Here is a 26,687-nt window from a genome sequence, read left to right as displayed (position 1 = left end):
CCGCGCAGTCCCCACTATCTCTCGCTGCTAGCCGTCGACGCGGTAGACAGTCACCGCCTCCGTCTCGTAGGCCACCTCGACGCCGGGCCTCTCCGAAATCGAGAGTGTGTCGCCGTAGCGGGCGCGCTCGGCCGGACCGACCCAGACGTACTCGACGTCGTACTCCGAGACGACCGACTGGAACTCCTCGGTCGACCCGGTGTACGCCGCGTCGACGACGCGAACACGCTGGTGGTAGGCGTCGTAGCCGCGATAGCCGACTTCGTGGTGCCAGCCGGCGACAGTCGGGACACCGGTTAGACTCGCTGCAGGACTCGAGTCCCAGCTGTACATCCCGGGTGGGTAGGGGTACGAGCCGTTCTGTGCGTCCGGATAGATACTCGTCGCGGGCGCAGAGAGGAGCGTCGTCTCCGCCGTCGCTCGCTCGTCGAGCCAGTCGATGGCTTTCGCCTCCTCGGGATGTTGCTCCGTCGCGAACGCCGTCGCATCCAGCGTCGACCCCGAGTGCTGGTCGAAATGTTGTGAGACCGCGAACGCGCCGTACACCGACGTCGAGGCGACGAGAGCGACGACGAGAACGACACCGAGAACCGAGCGAGCGGCTCGAAGGCGGAGTTTCGGTGCCGCGAGCGAGGGTGATTGGAGGAGCCCCGAGAGGACCGCACCCATCGCCGTTCCCCAGAGCACCCACACCTGCATGTAGGTCTTGAACACCGTGTTCATCCGCCCCGGTCCCGCCTGCTCCTTGACGTAGAGGAGCTCCACGAGGAGGACGAGACCCGCCCCGGCGACGACGAGGACCGTCTCGTAGCCGACGTCGCGGTCCATCCGGAGGGCGAGCCACCCGAAGACGAGCAGCGGCGCGACGGCGAAGAGGACGGCGAACTGCTGAAGGGCGGCGACGACGCCGACGGCGGCCAGCGCGACCACGAGCAGGAGTCGACTGCTGTCGACACCGAGGCGGTCGTAGAGGTACGCCGCGAACGCGACGAGGAACGCGCCGTGGACGAGCAGCAGTGGTCCGAGCGGACTCCGCATCTCTAGCGTCAAGAAGGCCACCTCGCGACTGGCCCCGGCGGCGAGCAGGAACGGGAGACTGAGAAGCACGGCCAACCCGCCCGCGCTGGCGGTGATGACGAGTGCGCTGAGGGTCCGGACGAGTTCCCCTCCGAGCCACGAGTCACCGATGGAGCCACGGAGTCGTCTCGGAATCGACTCCGAGAAGACCGTGAGCGGGTCGGCGGGGGCGAACGTGAGCGTGAGAAAGAGCAGACCGAATATCGACGGGAAACTCCACGTGTCGGTGTAGGTTTGGACGCTCCCGAGCAGCGGCAGGACGAGGAAGACGAGCGCCCAGCGTCGCCGTCGGTTCGTCGCCGGGGTTCGGTAGTAGCTGTAGCAGAGCGCCGCCCCGAGGAGGAGAAAGACCGTCCCCATCATGTGGGCGTGCAGGTCGCCGTTGAGCCACGCGAAGAGCGGGAACTCGTTTATCGTCCCCGGGATGACGCGACTCGCAGACCAGTAGCTGAACGACGACGGTCCGGCGAGGAAGTCGGCGACCGAGTAGCGTGACTGCTCGGCGAGCGCCGTTGCAATCTGTGTCCGAAGCGGGTCCGGGACGGCGAGGAGGACGAGTCGACTCGCCGTGACGAGGTTACTCGCGAAGCCGACGAAGAAGGCGGCGAAGAGGCCAGCAGTACGGCGAGACCCGCCGCGCGCGGCGGCAACCGAACCGGCGAGGTCGAACGCCGCGGTGACGAGCATCGCGTAGAACCCGGCGAGTGAGAGGTTGTACGCGTACGCGGGGGCGACACCGGCGAGTTTCGCGACGAGCGCCGTCGTCAGGTGGCCGCCGTAGTAGTAGCGGACGGGTTCGCCCGCGAACCACATGTCTTCTGGCGGGAGCGTCGGCGACATCATGAGTGACTTGAGGAGACCGAAGTCGAGGAACTTCTCGCCGCCGCCCGCGTGGACCGCCGGGTCGGCGGCACGGACGAGAACGAGGAAGGCGAAGGCGACGAGGAAGACGGCGACGGTGTCGACGGCGGCCGAGCGGTCGAAGTCGAGGTCGGCGGCAGGTTCGACGCGACGCTCGCGGAGTGCGTCTCGGTCGAGTCCGGCGAGTGCAGAGAGCGCCAGTAAGACGAGCAAGCCGACGACGGGGGCGACGACGCCGAACGCGAGGTGGCCGACCCAGTAGCCGACCGTGGTCAGCACGACGAGGGCGACGGGGAGCGCGAAGCCGACACCGCGAGTCGGCAACGGCGCGAACAGTCGCAGGGCGAGCGAAAGCCCTGCACCCGCAAGGAGCGCGTAGAGCAAGAGCCACAGAACGAGCGGGACGAGTTCCATCTACCGAGAGTGACGGACTGGCGGCGGTATACGCTTTTTGGGTTCGAGCACACCGTACGGGGAGACCACCACAGTCGAGAGTCAAACGCTTTTTCAGCGCGTGTGTGGAACCCCGAGATATGACGCAGACCGTCGGGGTCGTCATCCCCGCGTACCGTCCGGACGTCGCCCTCCTCGGCGACTACGTCCGGGCACTGCAGGAGCGGCTTGCCCCCGACGTCGTCCGCATCGAACTCGACGCGGCCACGCCGGCGGTAGTCGAATCGGTGTCCACCCTCCCCGTCGAGGTGAACGCCGTCGCCCATCGCCGCGGGAAGGGAACCGCCATCACGGCGGGGTTCGAGGCGCTCGATACCGACGTGCTAGTCTTCGCCGACGCAGACGGTAGCACCCCTGCGGACTCCATCGCCGACGTCCTCGAACCCGTCCTCTCCGGCCGCGCGGACCTCTCCGTCGGGTCGCGGCGACATCCAGACGCCACCGTCGCCTCTCACCAGACGTTCGCGCGTCGCTATCTCGGTGACGGGTTCGCGTGGATAGCGCGACACCTCCTCGACGCGAAACTCTACGACTACCAGTGCGGCGCGAAGGCGATGACGTGCGAGACGTGGCGGTCGGTCCGGCGGCACCTCTACGAACCGGGGTTCGCGTGGGACATCGAACTCGTCGCCGTCGCCGCCGCACTCGGTGCGCGACTCGCCGAGGTGCCCGTCGTCTGGGAGGACCAACCCGGTTCGACCGTCTCGCCTGCCTACACCACGTATCGACTCGGACGAGGCCTCCTCGTCGCCCGCCACCGAGCGAAACTCCTCGCCGACGACAGCCTCCACGAACTCCTCGAATCGCGCCGGGACGGGCCGCCGTCGCTCGTCGACCGCCTCGCGGCAGAGGCGCTCGATGAGTAGCAGCATCGACGAACTCGTCTCCGGGGTTCGGTTCGGGAAGTTCGCCTCCGTGGGTGCCGTCGGCGCGGTGTTCGACCTCACGGTGAGTACGATACTGACCGTCTTCTTCGGCGTCCTCGCCGAGTACGCCAAACTCGTCGGTGCCGAAGTCGCCATCGTCGTGATGTTCCTCATCAACGACAACTGGACGTTCGCCGAACACGGGACTGCGGGGCGGTTCAACGCACTCAAACGGTTCGTGAAGTCCAACCTCGTCCGCAGCGGCGGCGTCGCTGTCCAGTTCTTCATCGTCCGCGGACTCCGACTTCTCGACTTCTCTCTCGTCGTCGCGGGGTTCGACCTCTGGACGGTGCTTCCCTTCCCCATCGCCATCGGCGCGTCGATGTTCTTCAACTACGTCGCCGAGAGCCTGTTCACGTGGCGTGTCGGCGAGCACTGACCGGGGGTGCGAGTGAGTCGAAAACACACATACGGCGGCGGAATCACAACCCTTAACAGTTAGCCGCGGTTTGCATCAGGTAGCGGGATGGGATAGCCAGGAGATTCCGCCGGGCTCATAACCCGGAGATCGGTAGTTCAAATCTACTTCCCGCTACTTCTCTCGGACTTACACTCAGACGCCGAGTCTCGTCTCGGCGTGATAGCTGTGAGTCCGTGCGAGTTGTATGGAGTAGTTTGAACCAAGGAGCGAAGCGTAGCGGAGCGACTGAGGTTCAACTCTACTTCCCGCTATTTTCAGGAACTCAACGCACAAGCGGCGCGTCTCGTCGCGCACACGGCTTTTTGCCCTCAGCGCACCTGTAGTACGGCATGAGTACCGATAAAGAACGGAGTGCGACACGGCTACCGGTCGAGTGCCCGCTGTGCCACCACTCACTCGCAGCAGAGGTCACGTTGGTCAGCCACCTCCGGCGAGCGCACCCGAAGCGCGAACTCGCGGCGTACATCGAGCGCTCCTACGAAGAGACCCAGTAGCCTCAGAACTCCATGTTCGACTTCGAGGAGAGGTCTGCGGGGTCGGACTCGATGGGGCCGGCGGCGACGAACTCGTAGCCCCCGTCGGCGAGTGAGACGACGCCGTCCTCCACGGAGAGGTCGAGACCGTTCAGGTACGCGCCTTCGCACGGACCGAAGGTACAGCGGCCCGTGTCACACTCGAAGTACGCTCCGTGGTTCGCACAGATGACCTCGCCGTCACGCATCGGCGCACCGGACCCTTTGTCGAGTTTGATGTGCGTGTAGTGTTGGCAGTAGTTGAGCCACCCGACTATCTCGCCGTCGGTTCTGACGAGAATCGCCTCCCGTTCTTCGTCTGTCTCGGTGTCGCGCACGGTAAAGAGGAACGTGCTCTTCTCCGGCACCTCGTCGACCGTCGTAATCTGGCGGGCAGCCTGCATCGACTCTCGCTACTCGGTGACGGGATTTAGGTCTGTAGCTTGCGACCGACCGCTCAGTAGTACGCCTCGACGCGCTCGTCGTAGAGTTTCGAGAGGAGCGCAGTCACCGGGCCACCGTCGACGTCGAGACCGTCGACCGTGTCGACGGGCCGAATCTCCCACGTCGTGTTCGTGAGAAACACCTCGTCTGCGTTCCGCACGTCGTCGAGCGTGTACGTCCCCTCCTCGACCGGAATCTCCTCCGAGCGAGCGAGGTTGAGGACGACGGAGCGGGTGACACCCGGGAGCACCGGACCGTCGAGACTCGGCGTCTTGAGCGCCTGTCCGTCGACGAAAAAGAGGTTACTCGTCGCGCCCTCGGCGAGGTGGCCGTCGGCGTCGAGCACGAGTGCCTCGTCCGCACCTGTCGCCCGGAGTTCGAGTCGCGCCAGAATGCCGTTCAGATAGTTGTGGGTCTTCGCGTTCGCCGGAATCGCGCGGTCCGCGACGCGCTGTGTCCGGACGGTTTGAAGCGTCGCCGGGCCGTCCCAGACGGAGTCGCTTCCGCGGCCACCGCGCGGCAACTCCTTCACGATGACGACGACGGTCGGGTCGATCTCCTCGCTCGGCGTGAGTTTCCCGGGTTGGACGCCGCGAGTCACCGACAGGCGGACGTACGCCTCGTCGATGTCGTTCGCCGCGAGTGTCTCGTCGATTCGGCTGCGGAGGTCCTCGTCGGTCAGGTCGTGGTCGAGTTCGAGCGTCTCGCAGGTCTCTCGCAGGCGCTCGGCGTGGGCCGCCCACTCGAACACCTCGCCGCCGTACGCGCGGAGTGTCTCGAAGGCGGCGTCGCCGTAGAGGAAGCCTCGGTCGCGGACGTTCACCGTCGCCTCGTCGGCGTCGCGGAGTTCGCCGTCGACGTGGTACTGCATCGGTTTGTCTGTCGTGCGCGTCGATAAAAGTCGTGTCCTCAGTAACGGAGAATCCAATCGAAGGCGTGGACGAGAGCTATCGGAAAGCCGAACGCCGCGACGAGCGTCAGCACGTGATAGACGACGAGATAGACGGCCCACTCACCGACGGCGCGAAGCGTCGAGAGCGACACGGTCCGGGTACCGACGAATGCGAGGAGACCGAACACAGCGACAGCGACGACGGCGAAGGCACCGGCGAGACCGGCTACGGTGGGCGATGCGAACCACTGCTCGACACCCTCTATCAGTGGCCAATACGTGTCGACGAACGTGAACAGACAGATTACGAAGACGAACCCGTACGACTCGATACAGAGGGCGTACACGACGAGGAACCACCGGTCGGTGAGTGAGTCGACGGAGCCACCCGTGAGGCGTTCAGTGAGTCCGACGAACACCTGCCGAACCGACGGAAGAACGGCCAGTAGCGGGAGCGATACGATTGTGACGAGCAGTCCACCCACGAACGTGACGAGGAACACAACCAAGGCAATCGCAAGGAGAAACAGAAGCACGAACAACACGAACGTGACCGGTCCGGTTACCTCGAACTGCAGCACGAACGTCATCTACTGCTGATACGCGTCGTGAGGAGATGAATGTCGACCCAGAGTCACGTATGCGCACCCTGTTTAATTGCTTCGTCGAACCGGTCGCACTCGTCGCACCCGTCGAGTTCGATGTGTACTTACTGGTTCGCGTACGTGACGAAGTTCCGAACCATCTCTTTGCCACCTTCCGTGAGAATACTCTCGGGATGAAACTGTACGCCGACGTGCGGTTTCGACCGGTGGCGGACGCCCATCACGACTCGGCGCTCGTCGTCGGTCCACGCCGTCTCGACGAGTTCGGCCGGCAGGTCGTCGCGTTCGACGGCCAGCGAGTGGTATCGACCGACCGCAAATCGCTCGGGAAGCCCACGAAAGAGGCCCTCGCCGTCGTGGACGATGGTCGAGGGTTTGCCGTGGACGACGTCGGGTGCGTGACCGACGGGTGCACCGAGGGCGGCACAGAGTGCCTGATGCCCGAGACAGACGCCGAGCGTCGGGTAGTCGAGTTCTGTGAAGACCGGAATCGACACGCCGGCATCCTCGGGCGTGCCGGGTCCGGGCGAGACGACGATGCCGTCGGGGTCGAGCGCGCGAATCCCGTCAACGTCGACGGCGTCGTTACGCCGGACGATTACCTCGTCGGCGAACTCGCCGACGTACTGGACGAGGTTGTAGGCGAACGAGTCGTAGTTGTCGACGACGAGAATGGTGGTCACCGTTCGACCTCCTCCACGCGGAGGTCACCGCGCTCGCCGAGCGCCTCGTCGATGGCGTTCACGAGCGCTCTCCCCTTCGCCAGCGTCTCGTCGTACTCGCTGTCGGGGTCCGAGTCGTGGACGATACCCGCGCCGACACGGAGATGGTACTCGTCGCGCCAGCGAACGAGCGTCCGGATGACGATGTTCAGCGTCGCCCGTCCGTCGAAGCCGAAGACGGCCATGCTCCCGGTGTAGGGACCACGGCGAGTCGCTTCGAGTTCGTCGATAATCTCCATCGTTCGCGGCTTCGGTGCGCCAGTGATGGTGCCGCCGGGGAACGTCGCCGCGACGGCGTCGGCGAGGGTAGCGTCCGGGCGAAGGCGGCCCTCGACCAACGAGACGAGATGCATCACCTCCGAGTAGCGGTCGACGCGTCGGTAGTCCGTTACCTCCACAGACCCGTACTCCGAGACTTTCCCCAAGTCGTTGCGTTCGAGGTCGACGAGCATCGCGTGTTCCGCACGCTCCTTCTCGTCGCCGAGCAGGTCGGCTTCGAGTCGCTGGTCCTCGTCGGGCGTCTTCCCACGCGGGCGCGTCCCGGCGATGGGTTCGGTCACGAGTCGGTCGCCGTCGCGTTCGAGCAGGAGTTCGGGACTCGCGCTCACGAGGTCGATGCCGCCCGACCACCCCGGACCGGAGAACTCGACGAGACCGGAGTAGGGCGCGGGGTTGACCCGCCGGAGCGCCGCGTAGGCGTCGACCGGATGGACGGCGGCGGGCGCGACGAGTCGCTGCGCGATGTTTGCTTGGAACGTGTCGCCGTCGCGAATGTACTCTTTGACGCGTCGAACCCGGTCGGCGTACACCTCGCGGCCGCAGTCGCTGACGAACTCGGCCTCGCGGGCGTCGACTGGCGGCGGGCCGACCGACGGGTCGCCCGCGATGGCCGCCTCTGCGAGTCCGAGCGCTCGGTCGAGTGCGTCGTCGTAGACAGCGTCGAGGTCGGAGTTCGACGGAATCCGCGGACAGCAGGTGACGTGGAGCGTCGTCTCCTCGTCGCTCTCGCCTCTGGGTTCTCGCCACGCGGCGACACGGTCGTAGACGCCGACTTGGAGGTGCGGAAGTGCTCTGTCGTCGACGGTGTGCGCAGGGAGCGATTCGAGTTCGCGGGCGATGTCGTACGAGAGCCATCCGAACGCGCCGCAGGGGTACGGCACCTCGCAGTCGCCACGGACGAGCGTCTCTCCGGAGAGCAGACCGTCGAGCGCCGCGAGCGACGGCGACGGACGCGCGAAGTCGCCGTGCCCCGGTGTCTCCGGGTCGGCGAGGACGGCGTCGGCGCTCACCTGCAACCGTTCGACCGGGTCGACGGCGAAGTAGCCCCACCCGGAGCGCCCGCCGGTCGTTTCGAGATAGACCCCACCGGGACCGTCTCGTGCTCGTCGGTAGGCCTCGAAAGGGTCACCCACCGACAGGCGAACTTCGATTGGCACGCGGCCGCCGACCGGTGTCTCGGTAGCGAGAGCACGGAAGGTCGGGCGGTCGGTGACGGCGGTGGGTTCTGCCATACCTCTGGAGTCGAGATGGCCACAGGTAACGGTTTCGTGACGGGCGACCGCAGGACAGCGGTGTGATAGAAGGAGGTTTACTGCTCTTGGGCGCGGTCGATCCAGCGACCGACGCGCTTCTCGGAGACCGAGATTTTTCCAGCGAGGTCGGCGGCGTCGGCCGTCGCGAGGTCGTGGACCGTCTCGATACCCGCCTCGTGGAGTCGGTCGGCGTACGCCGGGCCGATTCCTTTCACCGTGTCGACGTCGGGCGAGTCGTCCGGCCCGGCGTCTGCGTCTTCGGACTCGTCGCCATCCGCGTCGGTGTCGTGTTCCGCATCGTCGACGTCGGTAGTGACGTCTTCGGACTCCGGTCCGGCGGCTTCGGCCGGTTCGGCCGCCTCGACGTCTTCGGCGTCTTCGTCGACGAGTGCGTCCGTCGACGACGACGCGTCCGTGTCTTCGGCGATTGGCTCGTCTTCCTCGCTGACTTCGTCAGCCTCGTCGACATCCGCTGTTTCAGCTTCTTCCTCCTCACTCTCCTCGTCGACGTCGACGTCCATCTCGTCGGCTCCCGGCCCGGCGGCTTCGGCCGGTTCAGCGGCTTCTGCACCCTCGGCATCCTCGTCGACGAGTGCGTCCGTCGACGACGACGCGTCGGTGTCTTCGGCGATTGGCTCGTCTTCCTCGTCTACGTCGCCTGTGTCGTCCGCTTCAGCGTCGGGGACTTCGGCTTCTTCGGCTTCTGACACTGCGTCCGAGGTTTCGACGTCCGCCGTCTCGGCGGCACCAGCGTCGGTGTCGGGACCTGCGGCCTCGGCCGTCTCGGCCGCCTCGTCGGCGTCGTCGACCGCTTCTTCTTCGACCATCGACTCGGTCGACGCCGCGGACGTCGTCTCTTCGCCCGCGGGTTCGTCGGCCGAGTCGTCGTCAGACGAGTCGTCGGCTGGTTCGTCCGTTCCCTTGACTGCCGCTTCGTTCTCGGCGTCGACGTCCTCGTGGTCGGCCCGTTTCTCGGTGTCGACGTCGGAGGGTGCTTCTTTCCCCTCGGCGACTGCCTCGCTCTCGGCGTTGGCGTCCGTCCGGTCCGCTCGCGTGTCGCGTTCGACCGTAACGCTCGAATCGCTCGAATCTCGACGCTCTCGCTCTGTGGACGCGCTGTCCATCCCGAGCAGCGATTTCAGCTTGTCGAGTAGTGACATTGAGCGACAGTAAGAGTGCCCGGTATTTAAAGGCCAACGACAGCGTCAGAGCCGGGACCGAAGCGCCGTGTTCATCTTGTCGACTGGCGGGTCTCGACCGGTCCAGTGTTCGAACGCTTCGACCCCCTGATACAGCAGCATCCACGCGCCGTCGACGGTGGTCGCACCGGCTTGGGTGGCGTCTCGCAGGAGACGCGTCTCCAAGGGGCTGTATACGGCGTCCATCACGGCGAGGTTGGCGTGCAGTAGCTCTGCGGGGACCGGCGTCTCGTCGGACTCCATCCCGACGCTCGTCGCGTTGACGAGTACGTCCGCGTCGGGGACGGTCGGTGCCAACGAATCGAGTCCACCCGCAGTCACCGCGTCGTTCGCGACGCTCTCCGTCTCGGCGACGGCGTCCGCGAGCTCTGTCGCCGTCGATTCCGTCCGATTGGCGACGTGGACCGTCGCCCCCGCGTCGGCGAGTGCGAACGCGACGGCTCGCCCCGCGCCACCCGCGCCGACGACGACGGCAGCCGCGCCGTCGAGAGCGACGTCGTGTCGCTCCAGCGCGCGTCGTGCACCGCCTGCGTCCGTGTTGTAGCCCGTCGGAACGTCGCCATCACTGGAGAAGTCGACGGTGTTGACCGCGCCGATACGGGCGGCCAGCGGGTCGGGGTCGACGAGTTCGAGCATCTCCTGTTTGAACGGAATCGTGACGTTCAGTCCGGTGATACCGAGCGCGTCCGCACCGCGGACGGCGTCGGCGAGCGAGTCGGGGTCCGGTTCGAACGTCACGTAGCGGGCATCCATGCCGAGCGCCTCGTAGGCCACCTCGTGCATCGGCGGCGACAGTGAGTGTCCGACGGGGTTACCGACGAGTCCGAAGACCTGCATACCGCGGTGCAGGAGAGGGTGAGTCATAAACAGCGCGTCTCCCGCAAGTGGAACGGTGCCGAGAAGCGTCGTTTATGACTCTACCGGCCGATATCGATGTCCGGAAGCGGAAAAGATACTTGTCTCCCAAGAGTTCGCCTCGATATGACCTCGTTACTTCGCCACCCGCTTTCTGCCCTCGTCGGAGCGGTGATTCTCACCGTGCCGTGGCTCGTCTTCTACGCGACGGGGATGCACCACGCCGAGTCAACCAGCACACTCGCCGTCGTCGGGGTCAGTGGGCTGGCGGTACTCGGCGCGTCGTTCCTGCTCGCGTGGGGGGCAGAGACGGCCGAGAAAGACGTCCCGAGGGCGTTCGCACTGGCGATACTCGCCGTGCTCGCCGTCGCGCCCGAGTACGCAGTCGACGCGCTGTTCGCGTGGCAAGCGGGCGCGCAGGCCGGAACGCCCGCCGGTCAGGAAGCCGCAAACCTCGCCGTCGCCAACATGACCGGTGCAAACCGCATCCTCATCGGACTCGGCTGGTCCGGTATCGCCCTCTTCTCCATCTGGCGCGCACAGAAGACTAACGACACTGCCGTCGAACAGAACGACGGCTTCCTCGCCGACGCGGTCAAACTCGACCGAAGTATCGCCACCGAGATTCTCTTTCTGAGCGCCGCGACGCTCTACGCGTTCCTCGTCCCTCTCGGCAACGGGATAGACATCATCGACATGGTCGTCCTCGTCGGCATCTACGTCACCTACATCGCCATCATCATTCGCGGCGACGTCGAGGAGTCGGAGGCTCACGTCGGCGTCCCCGCACATCTCCAGCAGTACCCGAAAGCCCGTCGTATCGCCACCGTCCTGACCCTCTTTGCGTTCTCCGGATTCCTCATCTTCACCGCCGTCGAACCGTTCGCACACGGTCTGGAAGAGCTAGGGAAGGGAATCGGAATCCCGCCGTTCTTCATGATTCAGTGGATTGCACCGCTGGCGAGTGAGAGTCCCGAACTCATCGTCGTCGCCTACCTCGTCAACAAGGCTCGGTCGACGGCAGCGTTCAACGCGCTCATCTCCTCGAAACTCAACCAGTGGACGCTCCTCATCGGGACGCTCGTCGTCGTCTACAGCATCGCACTCGGTCGATACGGCGTCCTCCCGTTCGACCAGAAGCAGGCGGGAGAAATCTGGATTACGGCGGCACAGAGCTTCTTCGCGCTCGCCGTGCTCATCAACTTCCGTATCAGCGTGCGCGAGGCAATCGCCATCCTCGTCCTGTTCGTCTCGCAAGTCGTCGTCGAGTTCTACTTCATCCGTACAGTCCCCTCGTTCGATACCTACAACATACTCATCGCGTACACCGCCGTCTACATGGTCCTCGGCGTCGCGATGTTCGCCACCCGGCTGAGTGACGTCAAAGAGGTCGCACAACTCACCGCGAACACGATTCAGGAAGCGCGGACCGGTAGTGCAGACGTGAAGAGCGACGACTGAGTTCGACGAAATCGACTCGTTTTAGCGCCTCGACGCACCTACTCTCGGACGTGATTGCCATCGTCGTCAGTCGCGCCGACAGCGCATCGGAACACATCGGCGAGCAACTGTTAGCTTGCGCCGACTGGACCGAACACACGGACGAGAGTCGCCCAGAGAGCGACGGTGGTGGCGTCGTCTACCGCACCGGCGACGACGGAACTGGCGCGCCCGCCTTCGAACTCCGGACGTTCGACCGTATCCACGTCGAACTCGACGGCGTCGACGACGCGTTCGACGACCCCGACCTCCTCTTTTTCGTCTCTCGACACTCCGGCGACACCGGCCCGCTTCTCACTGCCCACTTCACCGGCAACTTCGGCGAGGCGAACTACGGCGGCGAAGCGGGAGCACTCGCGCGGGCCGCCCCCGGCGCACAGAAAGCCCTCGTCTCAGCGTTCGAAGAGTACGCACCCGACCGCTACGACGTCGGTATCGAGTGTACGCACCACGGCCCCAGCGTGATGGACGTCCCCTCGATGTTCGTCGAGTTGGGGAGCAGCGAGTCCGAGTGGGAGGACGAGGCGGGCGCGCGCGCCGTCGCCGAGGCCGTCCTCGCCGTCGAGGGCGTCGCCGCCGACGCGTCTCCGCACCACCTCGTCGGTTTCGGCGGTGGCCACTACGTCCCGCGACCCACTCGCATCGTCGGCGAGACGGCGTGGTCGGTCGGACATATCGCCGCCGACTGGCAGTTAGACGAGTTGGCCGAACTCGGCGACGCCGACGCGAGACGAGACGTCGTCGCGCAGGTGTTCGAGCAGAGCGCGGCCGAGTACGCCGTCGTCGACGGCGACAAACCCGACCTGAAGGCCCTCGTCGACGAACTCGGCTACCGCGTCGTCAGCGAGACGTGGGTCCGCGAAGTCGACGACAGACCGCTGGACCTCGTCGCGGAACTGGAGAGCGAGTTGACGCCCGTCGACGAGGGTCTGCGATTCGGTGTCGACAGTGAGGAACGTGCTGAGTTCTCCGTCGTCGACCTCCCGAGCGAACTGCTCGAAGAAGCGCAGGCGGTCGACGCCGACGCGACGCGCGAGACCGTCGAATCCCACACCGTCGCCTTCGAGACAGACCACAACGGGTCGCGTGCGGCAGGTCGGGCCGCCGTCCACGAAGAGAGCGACTACGACGCACTGGTCGACTCGCTGGTCGAGTTGCTCGCGACGGACACTGAGAAGTACGACAGCGTCGAACGCGACGGCGACGTCGTCGTCGCCCGCGAGAGAGCGTTCGACCCCGGGAAGGCGGCGACACTCGGCGTTCCCGAGGGACCGGCGTTCGGAAAACTCGCGGCGGGCCACGCCGTCGAAGTCAACGGAAGCCGCATCCCACCGGAGTCGGTTCGGACCGAGCAGACACACCGCTTCCCGGTTTGACTCATTTGCCGAGAACGATGCTCTCTTCCCCGCTTTCGGTGGGTTTCTGGATAGCTATCTAGATACCTGTCTGGTATTCTCACCGGGAGTCTTGCTGGAAGAATTGTCGTACATCCGTCTGACGGGAGGGAGAAAGATAATTAGGGAGCCTCGACAAACCCTGTCCATAAATATGGACTCTCTCGTCGAGGATGCAATCAGTGAAGCCGAAGAAACAGCGGATGGGCCAGCCCAGAACGGGGGCGGGTCGTCCGACGGGGACGTCGACGCACAGCCCCGACGAACGGGCAAGATGACCGACGAGGAGTTGCAGGACATTCTGCAAGACCTCCAGACGAACATCACCGTCGTCGGCTGTGGCGGTGCCGGTGGGAACACGGTCAACCGCATGGCCGAAGAGGGCATCCACGGCGCGAAACTCGTCGCCGCGAACACCGACGTTCAGCACCTCGTCAACATCGAGGCCGACACGAAGATTCTGATGGGCCAGCAGAAGACCCAAGGACGCGGTGCCGGGTCGCTCCCACAGGTCGGCGAGGAGGCCGCAATCGAGAGCCAAGAGGAGATTCACGACTCTATCGAGGGCTCGGACATGGTGTTCGTCACCGCCGGTCTCGGCGGCGGGACGGGAACCGGGTCCGCACCGGTCGTCGCCAAGGCCGCCCGCGAGTCGGGCGCACTCACCATCGCCATCGTCACGACGCCGTTCACCGCCGAGGGTGAGGTCCGCCGGACGAACGCCGAGGCCGGTCTGGAACGCCTCCGCGACGTCGCGGACACGGTCATCGTCGTCCCGAACGACCGTCTCCTCGACGCCGTCGGCAAACTCCCCGTCCGACAAGCGTTCAAAGTGAGCGACGAGGTACTGATGCGCTCGGTGAAGGGTATCACCGAACTCATCACGAAACCGGGCTTGGTCAACCTCGACTTCGCCGACGTTCGCACCGTCATGGAGAAAGGCGGTGTCGCGATGATCGGTCTCGGGGAGTCGGACTCCGAGTCGAAGGCTCAAGACTCCGTGAAATCCGCACTTCGTTCGCCGCTGCTCGACGTCGACATCTCCAGTGCGAACTCCGCACTCGTCAACGTCACCGGTGGGTCGGACATGAGCATCGAAGAGGCCGAGGGCGTCGTCGAGGAGATTTACGACCGCATCGACCCCGACGCGCGCATCATCTGGGGGACCTCCATCGACGAGGAACTCGAAGGCGAGATGCGGACGATGATCGTCGTCACGGGCGTCGAGTCGCCGCAGATTTACGGCCGCAACGAGGCCGCCCAGCCGCAGACCGACGGCCGCGGCGAAGACATCGACTTCATCGACTGAGCGCCGTCGAGACGACCGGCGCTGTTCTTTTCGCTTTCTCACTCTCTCACTTTCCCGTCTCTCACCGTCTCGCTTTCTCGCTCGCCTCTCTGCGACGCTAGCGACGTACTTCGTACTCGGCGCTCTTCGCATTCAATAGATAGAAATGGTGGGGCGTACTACGACCCGGTAACTATGGACGTCAAATACGACCTCACGAGCTACGTGCGGGTGTTGAAACTCGCCAGCACGCCGTCGTGGAACGAGTTCTCCCAGATTGCGAAGATCGCCGGAGCGGGTATCTTTCTCGTCGGCCTGCTCGGGTTCATGATCTTCGCGGTCATGAGTTTCATCCCGCCGGGAGGCGTCTGAGCAGATGCCCATCTTCGCCGTCAAGACCACCGCGAGCCAAGAGCGAACCGTCGCCGACATGCTCGCGAGTAAGGAAGAGCCGGAGATTCACGCCGTGCTCGCACCCGACCAACTCACCAGCTACGTGATGGTCGAATCCGACAACACGGCCGTCCTCGAACGCCTGCTCGAAGAGATTCCACACGCCCGCAGTATCGTCCCCGGAACGTCGTCGATGGCGGAAGTCGAACACTTCCTGTCGCCGACGCCCGACGTGGAGGGTATCGCCGAGGGAGACATCGTCGAACTCATCGCCGGTCCATTCAAAGGCGAGAAAGCGCGCGTGCAGCGTATCGACGAAGGCAAAGACCAGGTCACCGTCGAACTGTACGAAGCGACCGTTCCGATTCCGGTTACGGTCCGCGGCGACCAGATTCGCGTCCTCGACAGCGAAGAGCGATAACGCGTCTCTTCTCTGCTCTCGCCGAGACGAGAGCGAAGCGTATCGACGTACCGACGCGCTCTCGAGCGTCTGACAAGCGACAGAATCAGCGACTGCATCACTGAGACGGGCGTAACCCGGACTACTGGTCCAGGTCGGACGGGTCCGTCTCGATTCGCGTCCTCGGTGTCGTCGACGCCATCAGCGCTTCCTTCAGTCCCCACGCCACACAGACGAACCCGAACGTGGGGTAGACCCACGTGAGTTCGCCGGTGACGACGACAGAGACGAGTGCGACGGCCATCGCACCACCGAGGAGTGCACGGGTGATACGCGAACTCGGAAGACGACTCCGTGACGCCTTCCGAGTCGACTGCACGGGTCGGACGTGTGTATCCTCTCGCATACGACGTCCTCGACTGCCCTTCTCGGGGAGGAGACGTAAACGTATCGCCCATGGAGACATTCTACGAAAGTTAGGGTATGAGGAGAGCGGAGCGCGCGGAATCAGATTCAGATGGGTAGTTCGAGTCCCAGACGGTCGACGACGGCCTCCAAGTCGACTGCCGCCTCGATTTCGTCTTTGATCGCTTCACGCTCGCGAACGGCAGAGGAGTCGGCGTCGTAGGCGCGGACGTACTCTGCACGTGTGTGTTCGTCGAAGGCGTGTCGAATGGCGAAGTAGCCCTCGGGGACGACGGTGCCACACACCTTACACTCGTGGCGTTCGTGTTCGTTCGTCTGGTGGACGATGGTGGACTCGACGTCGCGGAACCCGGCGTCACAGTCGCCGATTCCGCACCTCCAGAGGGACATGTGGCGTGGATTACACCGTGAGGACAAAACCGTTTTCCCTCTCACGTCTTCGAGTTCGATAGCAACCACTAATTGTCCACTCCCTCGACACACGTGTGTGACCGAGGCCGACGCGACACGAGTCGACATGCACGTAAAGACGCTCGACGAGCACGTCGTCCGCCGAGCGAAAGCGCGCGGACTCGACGTCCTCGTCTACGCCCCGCACTTCGTGCGACTACCCGACATCCGGGCGACTGCGGCCCGCTACTCCGATGACGAGTTGCTCGTCGTCCCCGCCCGCGAGGTGTTCACCGGTTCGTGGCGCGACAGACGCCACCTCCTCGCAATCGGCCTCACCGACCCCGTCCCCGACTTCATCACGCTCGACGGTGCACTCCGGGAGTTCGACAGACAGGACGCCGCCGTCGTCGTCCCACATCCCGAACTCATGAACGTCAGCATGCGCCACGAGGACGTCGCGATGAACCGCGACGCTATCGACGCCGTCGAAATCTACAACGCCAAGTGCCAGCCGTATCAGAACCGCCGCGGACAGCGTATCGCCAACACGCTCGATATGCCCTGTTTCGGGTCGTCGTACGCACACCTCCGCGGCACGGTTGGCGAAGCGTGGACGCAGTTCGACACCGCCGTCGACGACGAGTCGGACCTCGTCGACGCGTTGCAAGCGAACGTGTCTCGGCGCGTGCTGCACCGTCCCGGCCTCTCGCATCGCCTGCGCAGTCTCGTCGAGTTCTCCCATCTCGGATTCGAGAACTCGTGGGGGAAGTTCGACCGTCTCCTCCTGTCGGGAATGGAACCGACGCATCCCATGCAGGTCGCATACGACGGCCGGTTCGACGACGTGAGCGTCTACTAACGGAATCGTGGACATCGTCGTACGCTTCGGGCGTACAGGTCTCTCACCTGTCGAAATCTGTGTGCCGGATAGCGAGGGAAACTCGGTCACTCACACAGCACCCAGTACGAGAGGGTGTAGCTCAGACCAGAGAACTTACTTCGTAACCCTCTCTCTATGACAGATCGTTCACTACAAAATCATTTATCAATCGTTACTCTGACAAACGATTATGGACCGAAGACGACTCAAGATTCTCATCGGATTCGCGATGGTCAGTTTGGGTCTTATTCAAGCAGGCTCTTTTGCCGTAGGTGGCGAGATGATATTCTCGTTCTTGGGTCTCGTCTATGCTATCATCGGAGTAGCCTATCTTTGGACCGAAGTCTATTCTCCTGCAGAGTAGACGTACCAACCTCTCCGTTGTTTCTCCGCTAGTTCGATGAAACGAAGTAGCTCCGCTTGTTGCATATTCCCTCTGAGTGTTGCACGCCACTACTGACAGCGTCCGGTGATGTTTTTGTGGCCGTACTGAATACAGAGCGCATAGTCAGCACATCGTATTGTCGGTTATCGTGACCTCCCCATCCGAGTCAACTGAAACCGCGAGATGTTCACAGGACTCAAGATTACTCTCCCAGATTACTTCGCCATCCATAGAGAGTAAAACGACGTAGGGTGGGTCATCCAAGATGTCCTCAAACGCTAGTTCATCCGTAAGTTCCATCGAGTGAGAACGGTCGTAGATTGCTGAACCGCTATTCGGGTTGGTGATTTGGATTGTGAGTGTTAGATTACCTGCAGCCCAAATCGCGAATCTTGTAGACGGTTTCGTTGATACTGTTTCCTGCTCACTTTCTGTGAAGGGTTCAGAAGACGATAGACAGCCACCCAACGCGAAGAGGGAAACGCCTGATACATGGCGAAGAAATCTTCTCCGAGATGATAGAGAGGGCATTAAGTAGATGGTTGATTGGTTGATAATATGCTTTCTGCTGAATACACCCTTTGAGTGTGGCACGCTGATTCTGACAGTCTCCGGGGAGGTCTCTGTGGCCGTGCTGAACTCAGGGCGCAAGTCGGTCAAGAGATACGTGATAGGGAGAATCCGCCACGGGAGACTATTTAATCAGTGGACTTGTTGTCTAACCAATGGTAAGTACAGTCAATTGGGTGGTACTGCTCGGGATGCTATGGTTTTGTATGAGTCTCTGGGTGGCTCACGATGCTTCCAAGAATAGCAAACATAGCTCCTTTCTTTGGGGACTAGCAGTGTTTGTGGGCGGTCTCCTTGGTCTCATCCTCTATTTTATTCTCGGCAGAGAGAAAACAGCCGAGTCAAACCTCCCGAAAGCAGAGTCGAAAACCCAGTCAGGACTCATCAAGTGCCCCAATTGTCACGCGTTGGAAGACCCCGGTCGCGACGTATGCCGAGCCTGTGAGAAACCAATGACGGGCACATAGCCCGACAGGTGAAGCACCAACAATATACTGAGTTCGTGTGCTGAACTCACCCTCTAAGTTCAGCACGCCAGTTCTGACAGGATTCGGGGAAGTTTCTGCGGCCGTGCTGAACTCAGCGCGTAAGTCGGTCACGAGAGCCCCTCTGTTCGGAACACGAAGGTGTAGATTAGGTAGGACGGTAGACGCCACGCAGCCTACTGTATGTCCGTCAACTGGAATCGACGATGACCGTATCCAAGCGAGAGAACAAGCCAAGCCGTGAGAATGGCGAACCCGGCCCACTTCGGCGGGTAGAACGAGGCCGACACCGGGTACGACATTATCTCGTCGAACGTCGGGATAATCGCCCGCGTTGCGTAGCCGACTGCCGACGTCGGATTGAGCGCGTCAACGACGATCAACCAAGGAGGAACACCAGATTCTGGGGGAATGTATCCGACGGTAACCGTCTGCAGGATTGCCGTCACCACGTCCCATCCCAACTGGAAGAAGAAGTAGAGTCCCACTGCACCACCCAACGCCCGTTGTTGAGATTTCATCGCCGACGAGAACCCGATACCGATTGCGACGTAGACCGTACCGTAGAAAACCGTTAGCAGGGTGTACAGGATGAATTTGACCGCTGCGAACGACTCGTATGTGAGCAGTGCGATGCCAGCGACGACCGCATAGCCACTGAGGATGGCGATAGACAGAACCGCAGTCCGTCCGACGAACTTTCCGAGGACGACGTCACTCCGCGAGTTGGGCAGACTGAGCGCGAGTCTGAGAGTTCCGCTATCCCGCTCGCGGGCAATGGCGCCGTAGGAGATTGCCAATCCCAGCAGCGGGACGAAGAAGGCCATCGGCTGACCCATACTGTTGAGCAGTGCCAGCGTACTCGTCGGGGCGGTAGTCTCAGAATACATCGGAGGAACGTGCTGAATCACCGCCCAGAACCCGGCGACGAGGACGAACAGCAGCGTGGTAGCGATGAACGACCCCGACCGAATAGAGTCGTTGACGTCTTTTCTGACAATCGCAGCGAGAGGCATTTGTCGGATATTTAACTAGACGGCGTCATAAATGTTGAGAGTCCGCAGTCCCCGCGCGTTGTGCGTCTGCTGTGCGGATACGTGTGCGGATCCTCCGAGTGGACCCAGTCGGTTCCGCGTATCCGGCGTCACAGCCACCGACGAGCGACTTCGTACGCGACGGTAGTGGGAACGGACACCCAGAGAAGTGTGAACAACACCTCACCGACACTCGGGCCGCCGTCGGTAAGGGAGATGTAGAAGACGAGTGTACCGACCGCGAGGACGCTCACGACCGTCGCGACGTACGCGGGGTCGGTCCAGGAGGGGCCTGATTGGGGGGACGACATACCGACGTGTTGTGTCGCTTCTTTGTTAGGCACTTTCGTTCGGTTACAGTCCGAACGCCGTCGCCAACGCCGTGAAGTCGATGTCCAGCGAGACGACGTAGTAGTGGACGAGAGCGAACGCGAGGACTTCGGCGATGGTGATGAGCACCGTCACGAGGTCGGCGTACTTCGACGTCGTCGCGACGCCGATGGGCAGTGCGAACTCCTCGTCCCACGGGTAGAACAGCGCGATACCGCGCTTGCTCCCCACGAGGTCGAGGATGTAGTGGGTCAGCACGCCGACCCAGACGAAGTGGAGGTTGTCGAAGACGAGCGGATAGGCGACGAAGACACCGAGGACGGCGAGGTTGTGGAGGGTCTTTCGGTGCCGACCGAACTCCGTGTCGACGTCGGGAAAGAGCGCGCCGAGGGTGATGGGAATCGAAATCTGTGCGATTTTGACGAACGTCACCGTGTCGCCGGAGGGTTCGAGGACGTAGCCGAGACCGATACTCAGGAGGACGGCGTTGAGTACGTGGCCTTTCTTGTTCATCTACAGAGGGGTTCGGCGCGAGGGTTACAAACGTTTCCACGACGGCGCGGGGGTACTGAACCTCACACGTCGCTTACGCGTTCCGGGCGTCGACGGCCGCGAGTACGTCTTCGAGCGCCTGTCTCGCAATCTTCGCTTTCACCTCGACTCGCGACCCGTCGAACTCGTAGCGTTCGACCTGACTGAAGGACTCGCCGGACCCCCACTCGCCCGCGTAGGCGACGCCGACGTAGACGGTTCCGACCGGTTTCTCGGGTGTTCCACCGGACGGCCCGGCGATACCCGTCGTCGCCACGCCCCACGTCGTGTCGGCGACGTCTCTGACACCCTGTGCCATCTCACGGGCGACCGGTTCGCTGACCGCGCCGTGGTCGTCGAGCGACTCCCGAGAGACGGCGAGTTGCGCGCGCTTGGCGTCGTAGGAGTAGGTGACGAGCGAGCGGTCGAAGTAGTCGGAGGAGCCAGCGACGTCGGTGAGCAGTGACCCGACGAGTCCGCCCGTGCAGGATTCGGCGGTGGCGATGGTGGCGTCGGTGTCACGGAGGGCGTCGCCCAACTGTTCGGAGACGGTTCGGGCGTCGTCGATAGTAGTCATAATTAGGGTTGGGGGTAGGGGGTGATGAAAGTGGGCTCGTGAGTTTTCGAGTGGGTTTCGAGATAGTGGTACTCTCTTTCGTCGGAGTCAGAGACATCGCCTCCCAGAAAGCCCACGCGCCACAGCAGAAAATGAGTCTGTCGAAGAAAACGAGGGGTTTGGAGGCTTACCGCGCCGGAATACTGTCTATCTGTCCGGCCTGCACCCCCCAGAGGTCGGCGTACACGCCGTCGGCTTCGAGCAACTCGTCGTGCGCCCCGCGTTCGGTCACGCGGCCGTCTTCGAGCACGAGAATCTGGTCGGCGTCCTTCACCGTCGAGAGGCGGTGCGCGATGGCGAGCACTGTCCTATCGGCGACCAGTTCGTCCAGACTCTCCTGAATCCGCATCTCGGTTTCGGTGTCGACGTCGCTCGTGGCTTCGTCGAGGATGAGCACGTCTGGGTCCTGCAGGAGGACGCGTGCGATGCCGACGCGCTGTTTCTGCCCGCCCGAGAGTTTGACGCCGCGTTCGCCGACTTCCGTCTCGTAGCCGTCTTTCAGGTCCTCGATGAACTCGTGGGCCTGTGCGGCCTTCCCGGCGGCGACGACGTCCTCGTCGCTGGCGTCGAACGCGCCGTAGCGGATGTTGTCGCCGACGGTGCCCGCAAAGAGGTAGGTGTCCTGTGAGACGTAGCCGACTTGTCGGCGGAGGCTGTCGAGCGTCACGTCACGGACGTCCTGCCCGTCGACTTCGACGCTGCCGTCGTCGACGTCGTACAGTCGGAGCAAGAGTTTGAGAACGGTCGATTTCCCCGCGCCGGTCGGTCCGACGAGCGCGAGCGTGTCGCCGCCCGGAAGGTCGAACGACACGTCTCGGAGGATGGTCTCGTCTGCTTCGTACGCGAAGGTGACGTCGTCGTAAGTGACGCGGCCCTCGCTGACGACGAGTTCCTCGGCGTCGTCACCCTGTGCGAGTGTACTCGGTTCGTCCATCAGCCCGAAGACGCGCTCGGAGGAGGCGACGGCCTGCTGGTACATGTTGATGAGTTCGCCGAACTGCGCGAGCGGCCAGATAAAGCGTTGACTGAGGAAGACGAAGGTGACGAACGCGCCCGCCGAGAGCGTCCCCGTGAGTGGGCCGGGGGCCGTGTTCGTAAACACCCACAGGCCGCCGACGATGTAGGTGACGACGAAGCCGATTCCTGCCGTCAGTCGGAGACCGGGGAAGAACGTGATGCGCGTCTTGATGGCCTTCCAGTTCTTGTCGTAGTACTCCTGTGAGGTGTCGGTGACGCGGCCGAACTCGTACTCCTCGGCGTTCGAGGCTTTGATGACCTCGATGCCGCCGAGGTTGTTCTCCAGTCGTGAGTTCAGTCGACCGACCGTCGAGCGGACCTCGGAGTACATCGGCTGGATTCGCTGGACGAACTTGTGCGTGAAGACGGCGACGACGGGCACCGTCACCAGCGTCACCAAGGCGAGTTGCCAGTTCAGATAGACCAGAAAGCCGACGACGCCGACGACGGTTGTCAGAATCATCGACGCGACGAACAGCCCCCCGTTGAGGAACTGTTCGAGTCGATTGACGTCGTTGTTCAGGATGCTCATCAGTTCGCCGGTTTGCTTGTCGGCGAAGAAGCCCAAGTCGAGTCGTTGCATCGCGCCGTAGGTGTCGACGCGGACCTGGTGCTGGATGGACTGGGCGAACTCGTTGAGTCCCCAGCCCTTTATCCACGTGCTCACTGCACTGCCAGCGAAGGTGACGGCGATGACGCCGGCGGAGAACCAGAACTGCCCGGTGGACGAGTTCGGAATCCAGGCGTTCGGAACGAGCGGGAGCGTGAACGACTGACTCGTCCTCGTCGCCCCGAACAGCGCGTCGATGGCCGACCCGAGGACGACCGGTGGGACGAGCGCGAGGATGTGCGCGAAGATACTCGCGGTCAAGCCGACAGTGAGGGGTTTCCAGTTCTCGCGGCCGTACGTCCCGAAGAGGCGTCTCATCGGGTCGTCGACGCGAGCGCGTTGCGTCTCGAATACGTCGTCTTCGTCTGTGTTCGTGTCGTACTCTGTCATTCGTGGTGGGTACAGGCGGTCGGAAGGCGATTCGTGGCGATTCGGGAGACGGAGAGCGACGCTATCGAACTCGGTCGGTAGCTGTCGCGATGCCGAGAGGTGGCCATCCACGTTGGCCGGTTGCGCCGCTCTCACCGGGCACAGTGCGCGAGAAGCGGGCGAACGAACAGGGTCAGAACAGGAGTGTCGTGGCCATCGAGATACCTCTGTTTTCGACCGTTGGGGGTCAGCAACATAATGGTTACCCACGTTTGACAGGACTTGCCAGTGCGAGAGAGTGACTCTCGTGACGAAAGACACAGGTCACCCGGGCGAAAGCACACGCACATGGAGTACGACGAGCCACTGTTTTTCAAGGTCATGCAGTATGCGGCGAACGCCGACCGCGATGTCGTCGACATGGTGAGCGGAAATCCCGACTGGGAGCCACCCGAGGCGCTCCGCGAGGGACTCCACGACTACGCCGACGCCGACTCCGACCAGTTTCAGTACCCCCCGAGCGAGGGCCTCCGCGACCTTCGCGAAGAGATTGCCGAGCGTCGCAACGTCGACGTCGAGCAGGTAATCGTCACCAACGGCGCGGGCGAGGCGAACTATCTCGCGATGGCCCGCGCACTGGAACGCGACGCGGGTGACGAGGTCATCCTGACCGACCCGGTCTACCCCTATTACCCCGGCAAGACGACCATGCTCGGCGGCGAGATGCGGTTCGTCTCGACAGAACTCGACGGCTCGCTCGACCCCGCGAAGGTCCGTGACGTCGCCAGCGACGACACGGGCTGTATCGTCGTCAACACGCCGAACAATCCGACCGGAGCCGTCTACGACCGCGAGACGATGGAGGAACTCGTCGCCATCGCCGAGGAGTACGACGCCTTGCTCGTCGCCGACGAGGTGTACGACCACTTCGACTTCTCCGGCCGCTTCGAGAGCGCACTGACCATCGACTCTGAACACCGCATCGTCACCACCGCCTACTCGAAGTCGATGGCCATCACGGGCTACCGCGTCGGCTACGCGGTCTTCCCCGAATCCTTGGTCAAAGCCGCGAAGACCCGACACATGCTCGTCAACGTCGCCACCAGTCGCCCGGCCCAGCAGGCCGTCCTCGACGCGTTGCAGAACACGGACGCCGAGTACTACGAGGAGACCAGAGCGATGCTCAGAGCGCGCATCGACGCCTTCACCGACGCACTCGACGAGGCCGGTGCGGAGTACTCGCGACCAGACGGCGCGTTCTACGTGATGGCGCGCTTCGAGGACTTCCCCGGCACGCTCGACAACGTCTACACGCTCATCGACGAGGCGGGCGTCGCGGGGATGCCCGGCGAGGCGTTCGGCGAGTCCCGTGAGGAGTGGTTCCGGTTCGCGCTCGTGACACCGAGAGCGGACGAGGCGGCGGCGCGATTGGCCGACTACTTCTAAAAGTCGAGTTTAAATCGGCCCCTCGGTTCCGATGCCGTAGGTCCAGTTCCACTCCACATCGAGGTCCGAGAGCGGCCTCCTCGTCGTGAACGCACTCGCGATTGCGAACGCCGACGGCCCGTATCCGTCCCACTCCACGTGGGCGACACCGTCGGAACCAGTCGCTGCACGAGTTCCACGGAGCATCGGATTCGTTGCCTGTGACGTTCGTACCTGTTGGTTGCCAGTGGCCCTCGCCGACGGGTAGCGAAGCCTGTACGTGTCGAAGGTGAGCACCCATCCGCCACCGTCGCGGTGTGGGTACGACGCCGACTCGATGTCTCCGTCTTGCACGTCGACACTGGCACCGAGTCTGGTCAATCGCATCGGTGAACGAATCAGGTCGACCGGGTCGGGGTTGTACGTGGTGTCGTCGACGCGCCCGGCGACCCACGTCAGGTGGACGAACTCGTCGCTCGCGAGTCGGTAGGAGACGACGGCGGCGTTCGCTCGGAACATCCCGTCGAAGGCGTCACCGTCCAGCGGTCGGACGAATCCGTCGGTCCACGCGCCGGCGAACTCGGCGGTCAGCGGCACCGAGATACCGAACACGCCGTATGCGCTGTAGATGTCGGCCATCTCGTCGACGAACGAATAGAACGAATCGGCGTCGAGTCGGCTACTCGCCGTCAACGATGGTGTACTGCCGCCACCAACTCGCGTGTAGATGTCGTCTGCTGCGGCGACGCTCAACAGGCCGAACAGACTCGCGCCACCGACACCGACCGCTTTCAGCGCGTTCCGTCGCGTCAGGGAGGGACGTTGGAGGGACACGACAGAGAGACAGCCGGTCGTCGAATATGCGTTTTGTTTGTCACGTGGGGCGCTGCAGTCGTTCGACCGACGGCGTCGACTCGTCGGCGAATCGCCGCGTCGGCAACCGAGAAGTACACAAGTCGTCAGCGTAGACGTCCACCCATGTCAAGCATCGACGTCGAAGCCGTCGATTCGGTCGGCGACGAATCGAATGAGTCCGACGAGTCCGACGAGTCCGTCGACTCTCGCGAACACGCACACGACGAGTCGGCCGACATCGAGGTGCAGGCGACGGAGCGCGACCTACCGGAAGGCGTCGACGCCCCCGAGTACGTCCTCTACGGTGGGAAGGGCGGCGTCGGCAAGACGACGATGGCGGCGGCGACGGCGCTGGCGAGTGCGGCCGGCGGTGTCTCGACGCTCGTCGTCTCGACGGACCCCGCCCACTCGTTGTCGGACACGCTCGACGCCGAGATTCCGCCGCGGCCGACGCAGATTCGGACGGATATGCCGCTCTACGCCGCCGAAATCGACCCCGACGAGGCGATGGGTGAGGGGATGTTCGGCGGTGAGGGCGAGGACGGCGACGCGATGGGGGGCGAGAACCCCCTCGGCGGCATGGGACAGATGGGCGAGATGTTCGACGACGAAGGAGGCATGAACCCGATGATGGGCGGGACGATGCCAGGTGCCGACGAGGCGGCGGCGATGCGGCAGTTGCTCGAATATCTCGACGACCCGCGGTTCGACCGTGTCGTCGTCGACACCGCGCCGACGGGCCACACGCTCCGCCTGCTCCAACTGCCGGAGATGATGGACTCGATGGTCGGCCGGATGATGAAACTCCGCCAGCAGTTCGGCGGGATGATGGACAGCGTGAAGGGGATGTTCGGCGGTGGGCCAGACGGTGCGGGTGGAATGGGCGACTTAGACGAGTTACAGGAGCGCATCGAACATCTCCGGACCGTCCTGCAGGACCCCGAGAAGACGGACTTCCGCGTCGTCATGATTCCCGAGGAGATGAGCGTCGTCGAATCGGAGCGACTCGTCTCACGACTCGCCGAGTTCGACATCCCGGTCCAGACGCTCGTCGTCAACCGCGTGATGGAGAGTCTCGACGACGTGGCCAACGTCGACCCCGAGTGGGTCGTCTCGCCGAATCTGGAGGAGTGTGACTTCTGTCAGCGACGGTGGCAGGTCCAACAGAAAGCGCTCCAGCAGTCGACGGAACTCTTCCGCGGACGCGACGTGAAGCGAGTGCCGTTGCTCGCCGACGAGGTGCAGGGAGAAGAGGCGCTTCGTGTGGTCGCCGCCTGTCTGGACTAG

Annotated in this window: 28 protein-coding genes and 1 tRNA gene; 13 read left to right on the top strand and 16 right to left on the bottom strand. The window is 63.5% G+C overall.

Features of this window, described 5'->3' with window-relative positions:
- Positions 1–27 precede the first annotated feature (27 nt).
- The gene (locus tag BM083_RS10035; protein ID WP_089869058.1) at positions 28–2,352 is read right to left on the bottom strand and encodes a DUF2298 domain-containing protein; all 2,325 of its coding nucleotides are present in this window, start codon (positions 2,350–2,352) and stop codon (positions 28–30) included.
- Between the two features lie 119 nt (positions 2,353–2,471).
- Between BM083_RS10035 and BM083_RS10030 the strand changes: the two genes are divergently transcribed.
- The 4 genes from BM083_RS10030 to BM083_RS23280 all read left to right on the top strand — a co-directional run bounded on the left by BM083_RS10030 (position 2,472) and on the right by BM083_RS23280 (position 4,232).
- Positions 2,472–3,257, top strand: coding sequence for a glycosyltransferase (locus BM083_RS10030; protein ID WP_089869056.1), 786 nt, complete (start codon positions 2,472–2,474; stop codon positions 3,255–3,257).
- Positions 3,250–3,696, top strand: coding sequence for a GtrA family protein (locus BM083_RS10025; protein WP_089869054.1), 447 nt, complete (start codon positions 3,250–3,252; stop codon positions 3,694–3,696). The genes BM083_RS10030 and BM083_RS10025 overlap by 8 nt, the downstream gene beginning before the upstream one ends.
- A gap of 81 nt (positions 3,697–3,777) precedes the next feature.
- Positions 3,778–3,852: transfer RNA gene (locus tag BM083_RS10020), tRNA-Met, on the top strand.
- A 215-nt stretch (positions 3,853–4,067) separates the two neighbouring features.
- Positions 4,068–4,232: a hypothetical protein gene (locus BM083_RS23280; RefSeq protein ID WP_177197601.1), complete on the top strand. Its 165-nt coding sequence runs from the start codon at positions 4,068–4,070 to the stop codon at positions 4,230–4,232.
- Between the two features lie 2 nt (positions 4,233–4,234).
- On the opposite strand, the gene BM083_RS10015 is transcribed toward BM083_RS23280, so the two are convergent.
- The 7 genes from BM083_RS10015 to BM083_RS09985 all read right to left on the bottom strand — a co-directional run bounded on the left by BM083_RS10015 (position 4,235) and on the right by BM083_RS09985 (position 10,481).
- Complete coding sequence (locus BM083_RS10015) at positions 4,235–4,654, bottom strand: Rieske (2Fe-2S) protein (RefSeq protein ID WP_089869052.1); 420 nt, start codon at positions 4,652–4,654, stop codon at positions 4,235–4,237.
- A 53-nt stretch (positions 4,655–4,707) separates the two neighbouring features.
- Positions 4,708–5,565, bottom strand: a complete 858-nt coding sequence (locus BM083_RS10010) for an aminotransferase class IV (RefSeq protein ID WP_089869050.1) — start codon at positions 5,563–5,565, stop codon at positions 4,708–4,710.
- Between the two features lie 38 nt (positions 5,566–5,603).
- Positions 5,604–6,176 (bottom strand): hypothetical protein, encoded by a 573-nt coding sequence (locus BM083_RS10005; protein ID WP_089869048.1) that lies wholly within the window; start codon positions 6,174–6,176, stop codon positions 5,604–5,606.
- A gap of 119 nt (positions 6,177–6,295) precedes the next feature.
- Positions 6,296–6,874 (bottom strand): anthranilate synthase component II, encoded by a 579-nt coding sequence (locus tag BM083_RS10000; RefSeq protein ID WP_089869046.1) that lies wholly within the window; start codon positions 6,872–6,874, stop codon positions 6,296–6,298.
- Positions 6,871–8,424 carry an aminodeoxychorismate synthase, component I gene (gene pabB, locus BM083_RS09995; RefSeq protein WP_089869044.1) on the bottom strand — a complete coding sequence of 518 codons (1,554 nt, stop codon included), beginning with the start codon at positions 8,422–8,424 and terminating at the stop codon, positions 6,871–6,873. The genes BM083_RS10000 and pabB overlap by 4 nt, the downstream gene beginning before the upstream one ends.
- 77 nt (positions 8,425–8,501) lie before the next feature.
- Positions 8,502–9,605 carry a helix-hairpin-helix domain-containing protein gene (locus tag BM083_RS09990; RefSeq protein ID WP_089869041.1) on the bottom strand — a complete coding sequence of 368 codons (1,104 nt, stop codon included), beginning with the start codon at positions 9,603–9,605 and terminating at the stop codon, positions 8,502–8,504.
- A gap of 45 nt (positions 9,606–9,650) precedes the next feature.
- Positions 9,651–10,481: a shikimate dehydrogenase gene (locus BM083_RS09985; protein WP_089869039.1), complete on the bottom strand. Its 831-nt coding sequence runs from the start codon at positions 10,479–10,481 to the stop codon at positions 9,651–9,653.
- A gap of 144 nt (positions 10,482–10,625) precedes the next feature.
- Here BM083_RS09985 and BM083_RS09980 point away from each other — a divergent pair, with 144 nt between their 5' ends.
- The 5 genes from BM083_RS09980 (at position 10,626) to BM083_RS09960 (ending at position 15,495) form a co-directional block, all read left to right on the top strand.
- Positions 10,626–11,960, top strand: coding sequence for a sodium:calcium antiporter (locus tag BM083_RS09980; RefSeq protein WP_089869037.1), 1,335 nt, complete (start codon positions 10,626–10,628; stop codon positions 11,958–11,960).
- Positions 11,961–12,010: 50 nt separating this feature from the next.
- The gene (locus BM083_RS09975; protein ID WP_089869035.1) at positions 12,011–13,375 is read left to right on the top strand and encodes a D-aminoacyl-tRNA deacylase; all 1,365 of its coding nucleotides are present in this window, start codon (positions 12,011–12,013) and stop codon (positions 13,373–13,375) included.
- A 172-nt stretch (positions 13,376–13,547) separates the two neighbouring features.
- Complete coding sequence (ftsZ, locus tag BM083_RS09970; protein ID WP_089869033.1) at positions 13,548–14,702, top strand: cell division protein FtsZ; 1,155 nt, start codon at positions 13,548–13,550, stop codon at positions 14,700–14,702.
- Between the two features lie 174 nt (positions 14,703–14,876).
- Positions 14,877–15,053 (top strand): protein translocase SEC61 complex subunit gamma, encoded by a 177-nt coding sequence (locus BM083_RS09965; protein ID WP_009366314.1) that lies wholly within the window; start codon positions 14,877–14,879, stop codon positions 15,051–15,053.
- A 4-nt stretch (positions 15,054–15,057) separates the two neighbouring features.
- A complete protein-coding gene (locus tag BM083_RS09960) occupies positions 15,058–15,495 on the top strand; it encodes a transcription elongation factor Spt5 (protein ID WP_009366315.1) in 438 nt (145 codons plus the stop codon).
- A gap of 121 nt (positions 15,496–15,616) precedes the next feature.
- Here the strand turns inward: BM083_RS09960 and BM083_RS09955 are convergent, their stop codons facing one another.
- Positions 15,617–15,880: a hypothetical protein gene (locus tag BM083_RS09955; protein ID WP_089869031.1), complete on the bottom strand. Its 264-nt coding sequence runs from the start codon at positions 15,878–15,880 to the stop codon at positions 15,617–15,619.
- Positions 15,881–15,987: 107 nt separating this feature from the next.
- Positions 15,988–16,290 (bottom strand): DUF7565 family protein, encoded by a 303-nt coding sequence (locus tag BM083_RS09950; protein WP_089869029.1) that lies wholly within the window; start codon positions 16,288–16,290, stop codon positions 15,988–15,990.
- A 127-nt stretch (positions 16,291–16,417) separates the two neighbouring features.
- On the opposite strand from BM083_RS09950, the gene BM083_RS09945 reads away from it, so the two are divergent.
- Together BM083_RS09945 and BM083_RS09940 are read left to right on the top strand one after the other, a co-directional pair.
- Positions 16,418–17,152, top strand: a complete 735-nt coding sequence (locus tag BM083_RS09945; protein ID WP_089870058.1) for a PHP-associated domain-containing protein — start codon at positions 16,418–16,420, stop codon at positions 17,150–17,152.
- A gap of 1,131 nt (positions 17,153–18,283) precedes the next feature.
- Positions 18,284–18,595 (top strand): PLDc N-terminal domain-containing protein, encoded by a 312-nt coding sequence (locus BM083_RS09940; protein ID WP_089869027.1) that lies wholly within the window; start codon positions 18,284–18,286, stop codon positions 18,593–18,595.
- A 194-nt stretch (positions 18,596–18,789) separates the two neighbouring features.
- Here the strand turns inward: BM083_RS09940 and BM083_RS09935 are convergent, their stop codons facing one another.
- From BM083_RS09935 to BM083_RS09915, 5 genes are all read right to left on the bottom strand, one after another.
- Positions 18,790–19,629, bottom strand: a complete 840-nt coding sequence (locus tag BM083_RS09935; RefSeq protein WP_089869026.1) for an ABC transporter permease — start codon at positions 19,627–19,629, stop codon at positions 18,790–18,792.
- A 128-nt stretch (positions 19,630–19,757) separates the two neighbouring features.
- On the bottom strand, positions 19,758–19,958 hold the full coding sequence (locus BM083_RS09930) for a hypothetical protein (protein ID WP_089870057.1): 201 nt from the start codon (positions 19,956–19,958) through the stop codon (positions 19,758–19,760).
- 43 nt (positions 19,959–20,001) lie between these two features.
- Positions 20,002–20,490 (bottom strand): metal-dependent hydrolase, encoded by a 489-nt coding sequence (locus tag BM083_RS09925; protein ID WP_009366325.1) that lies wholly within the window; start codon positions 20,488–20,490, stop codon positions 20,002–20,004.
- A 73-nt stretch (positions 20,491–20,563) separates the two neighbouring features.
- On the bottom strand, positions 20,564–21,085 hold the full coding sequence (locus BM083_RS09920; RefSeq protein WP_089869024.1) for a CinA family protein: 522 nt from the start codon (positions 21,083–21,085) through the stop codon (positions 20,564–20,566).
- Between the two features lie 166 nt (positions 21,086–21,251).
- Positions 21,252–23,141 carry an ABC transporter ATP-binding protein gene (locus tag BM083_RS09915; protein WP_089869022.1) on the bottom strand — a complete coding sequence of 630 codons (1,890 nt, stop codon included), beginning with the start codon at positions 23,139–23,141 and terminating at the stop codon, positions 21,252–21,254.
- A gap of 327 nt (positions 23,142–23,468) precedes the next feature.
- Here BM083_RS09915 and BM083_RS09910 point away from each other — a divergent pair, with 327 nt between their 5' ends.
- Positions 23,469–24,566, top strand: a complete 1,098-nt coding sequence (locus BM083_RS09910; protein WP_089869020.1) for a pyridoxal phosphate-dependent aminotransferase — start codon at positions 23,469–23,471, stop codon at positions 24,564–24,566.
- A 9-nt stretch (positions 24,567–24,575) separates the two neighbouring features.
- On the opposite strand, the gene BM083_RS09905 is transcribed toward BM083_RS09910, so the two are convergent.
- Positions 24,576–25,379, bottom strand: a complete 804-nt coding sequence (locus BM083_RS09905; RefSeq protein WP_089869017.1) for a hypothetical protein — start codon at positions 25,377–25,379, stop codon at positions 24,576–24,578.
- A gap of 144 nt (positions 25,380–25,523) precedes the next feature.
- Here BM083_RS09905 and BM083_RS09900 point away from each other — a divergent pair, with 144 nt between their 5' ends.
- Positions 25,524–26,687: an ArsA family ATPase gene (locus tag BM083_RS09900; RefSeq protein WP_089869015.1), complete on the top strand. Its 1,164-nt coding sequence runs from the start codon at positions 25,524–25,526 to the stop codon at positions 26,685–26,687.

This window comes from Halogranum rubrum (assembly GCF_900114455.1).
In the GTDB taxonomy this organism is placed as follows: Archaea; Halobacteriota; Halobacteria; order Halobacteriales; family Haloferacaceae; genus Halogranum; species Halogranum rubrum.
This window is presented reverse-complemented; position numbering and strand designations above follow the sequence as displayed.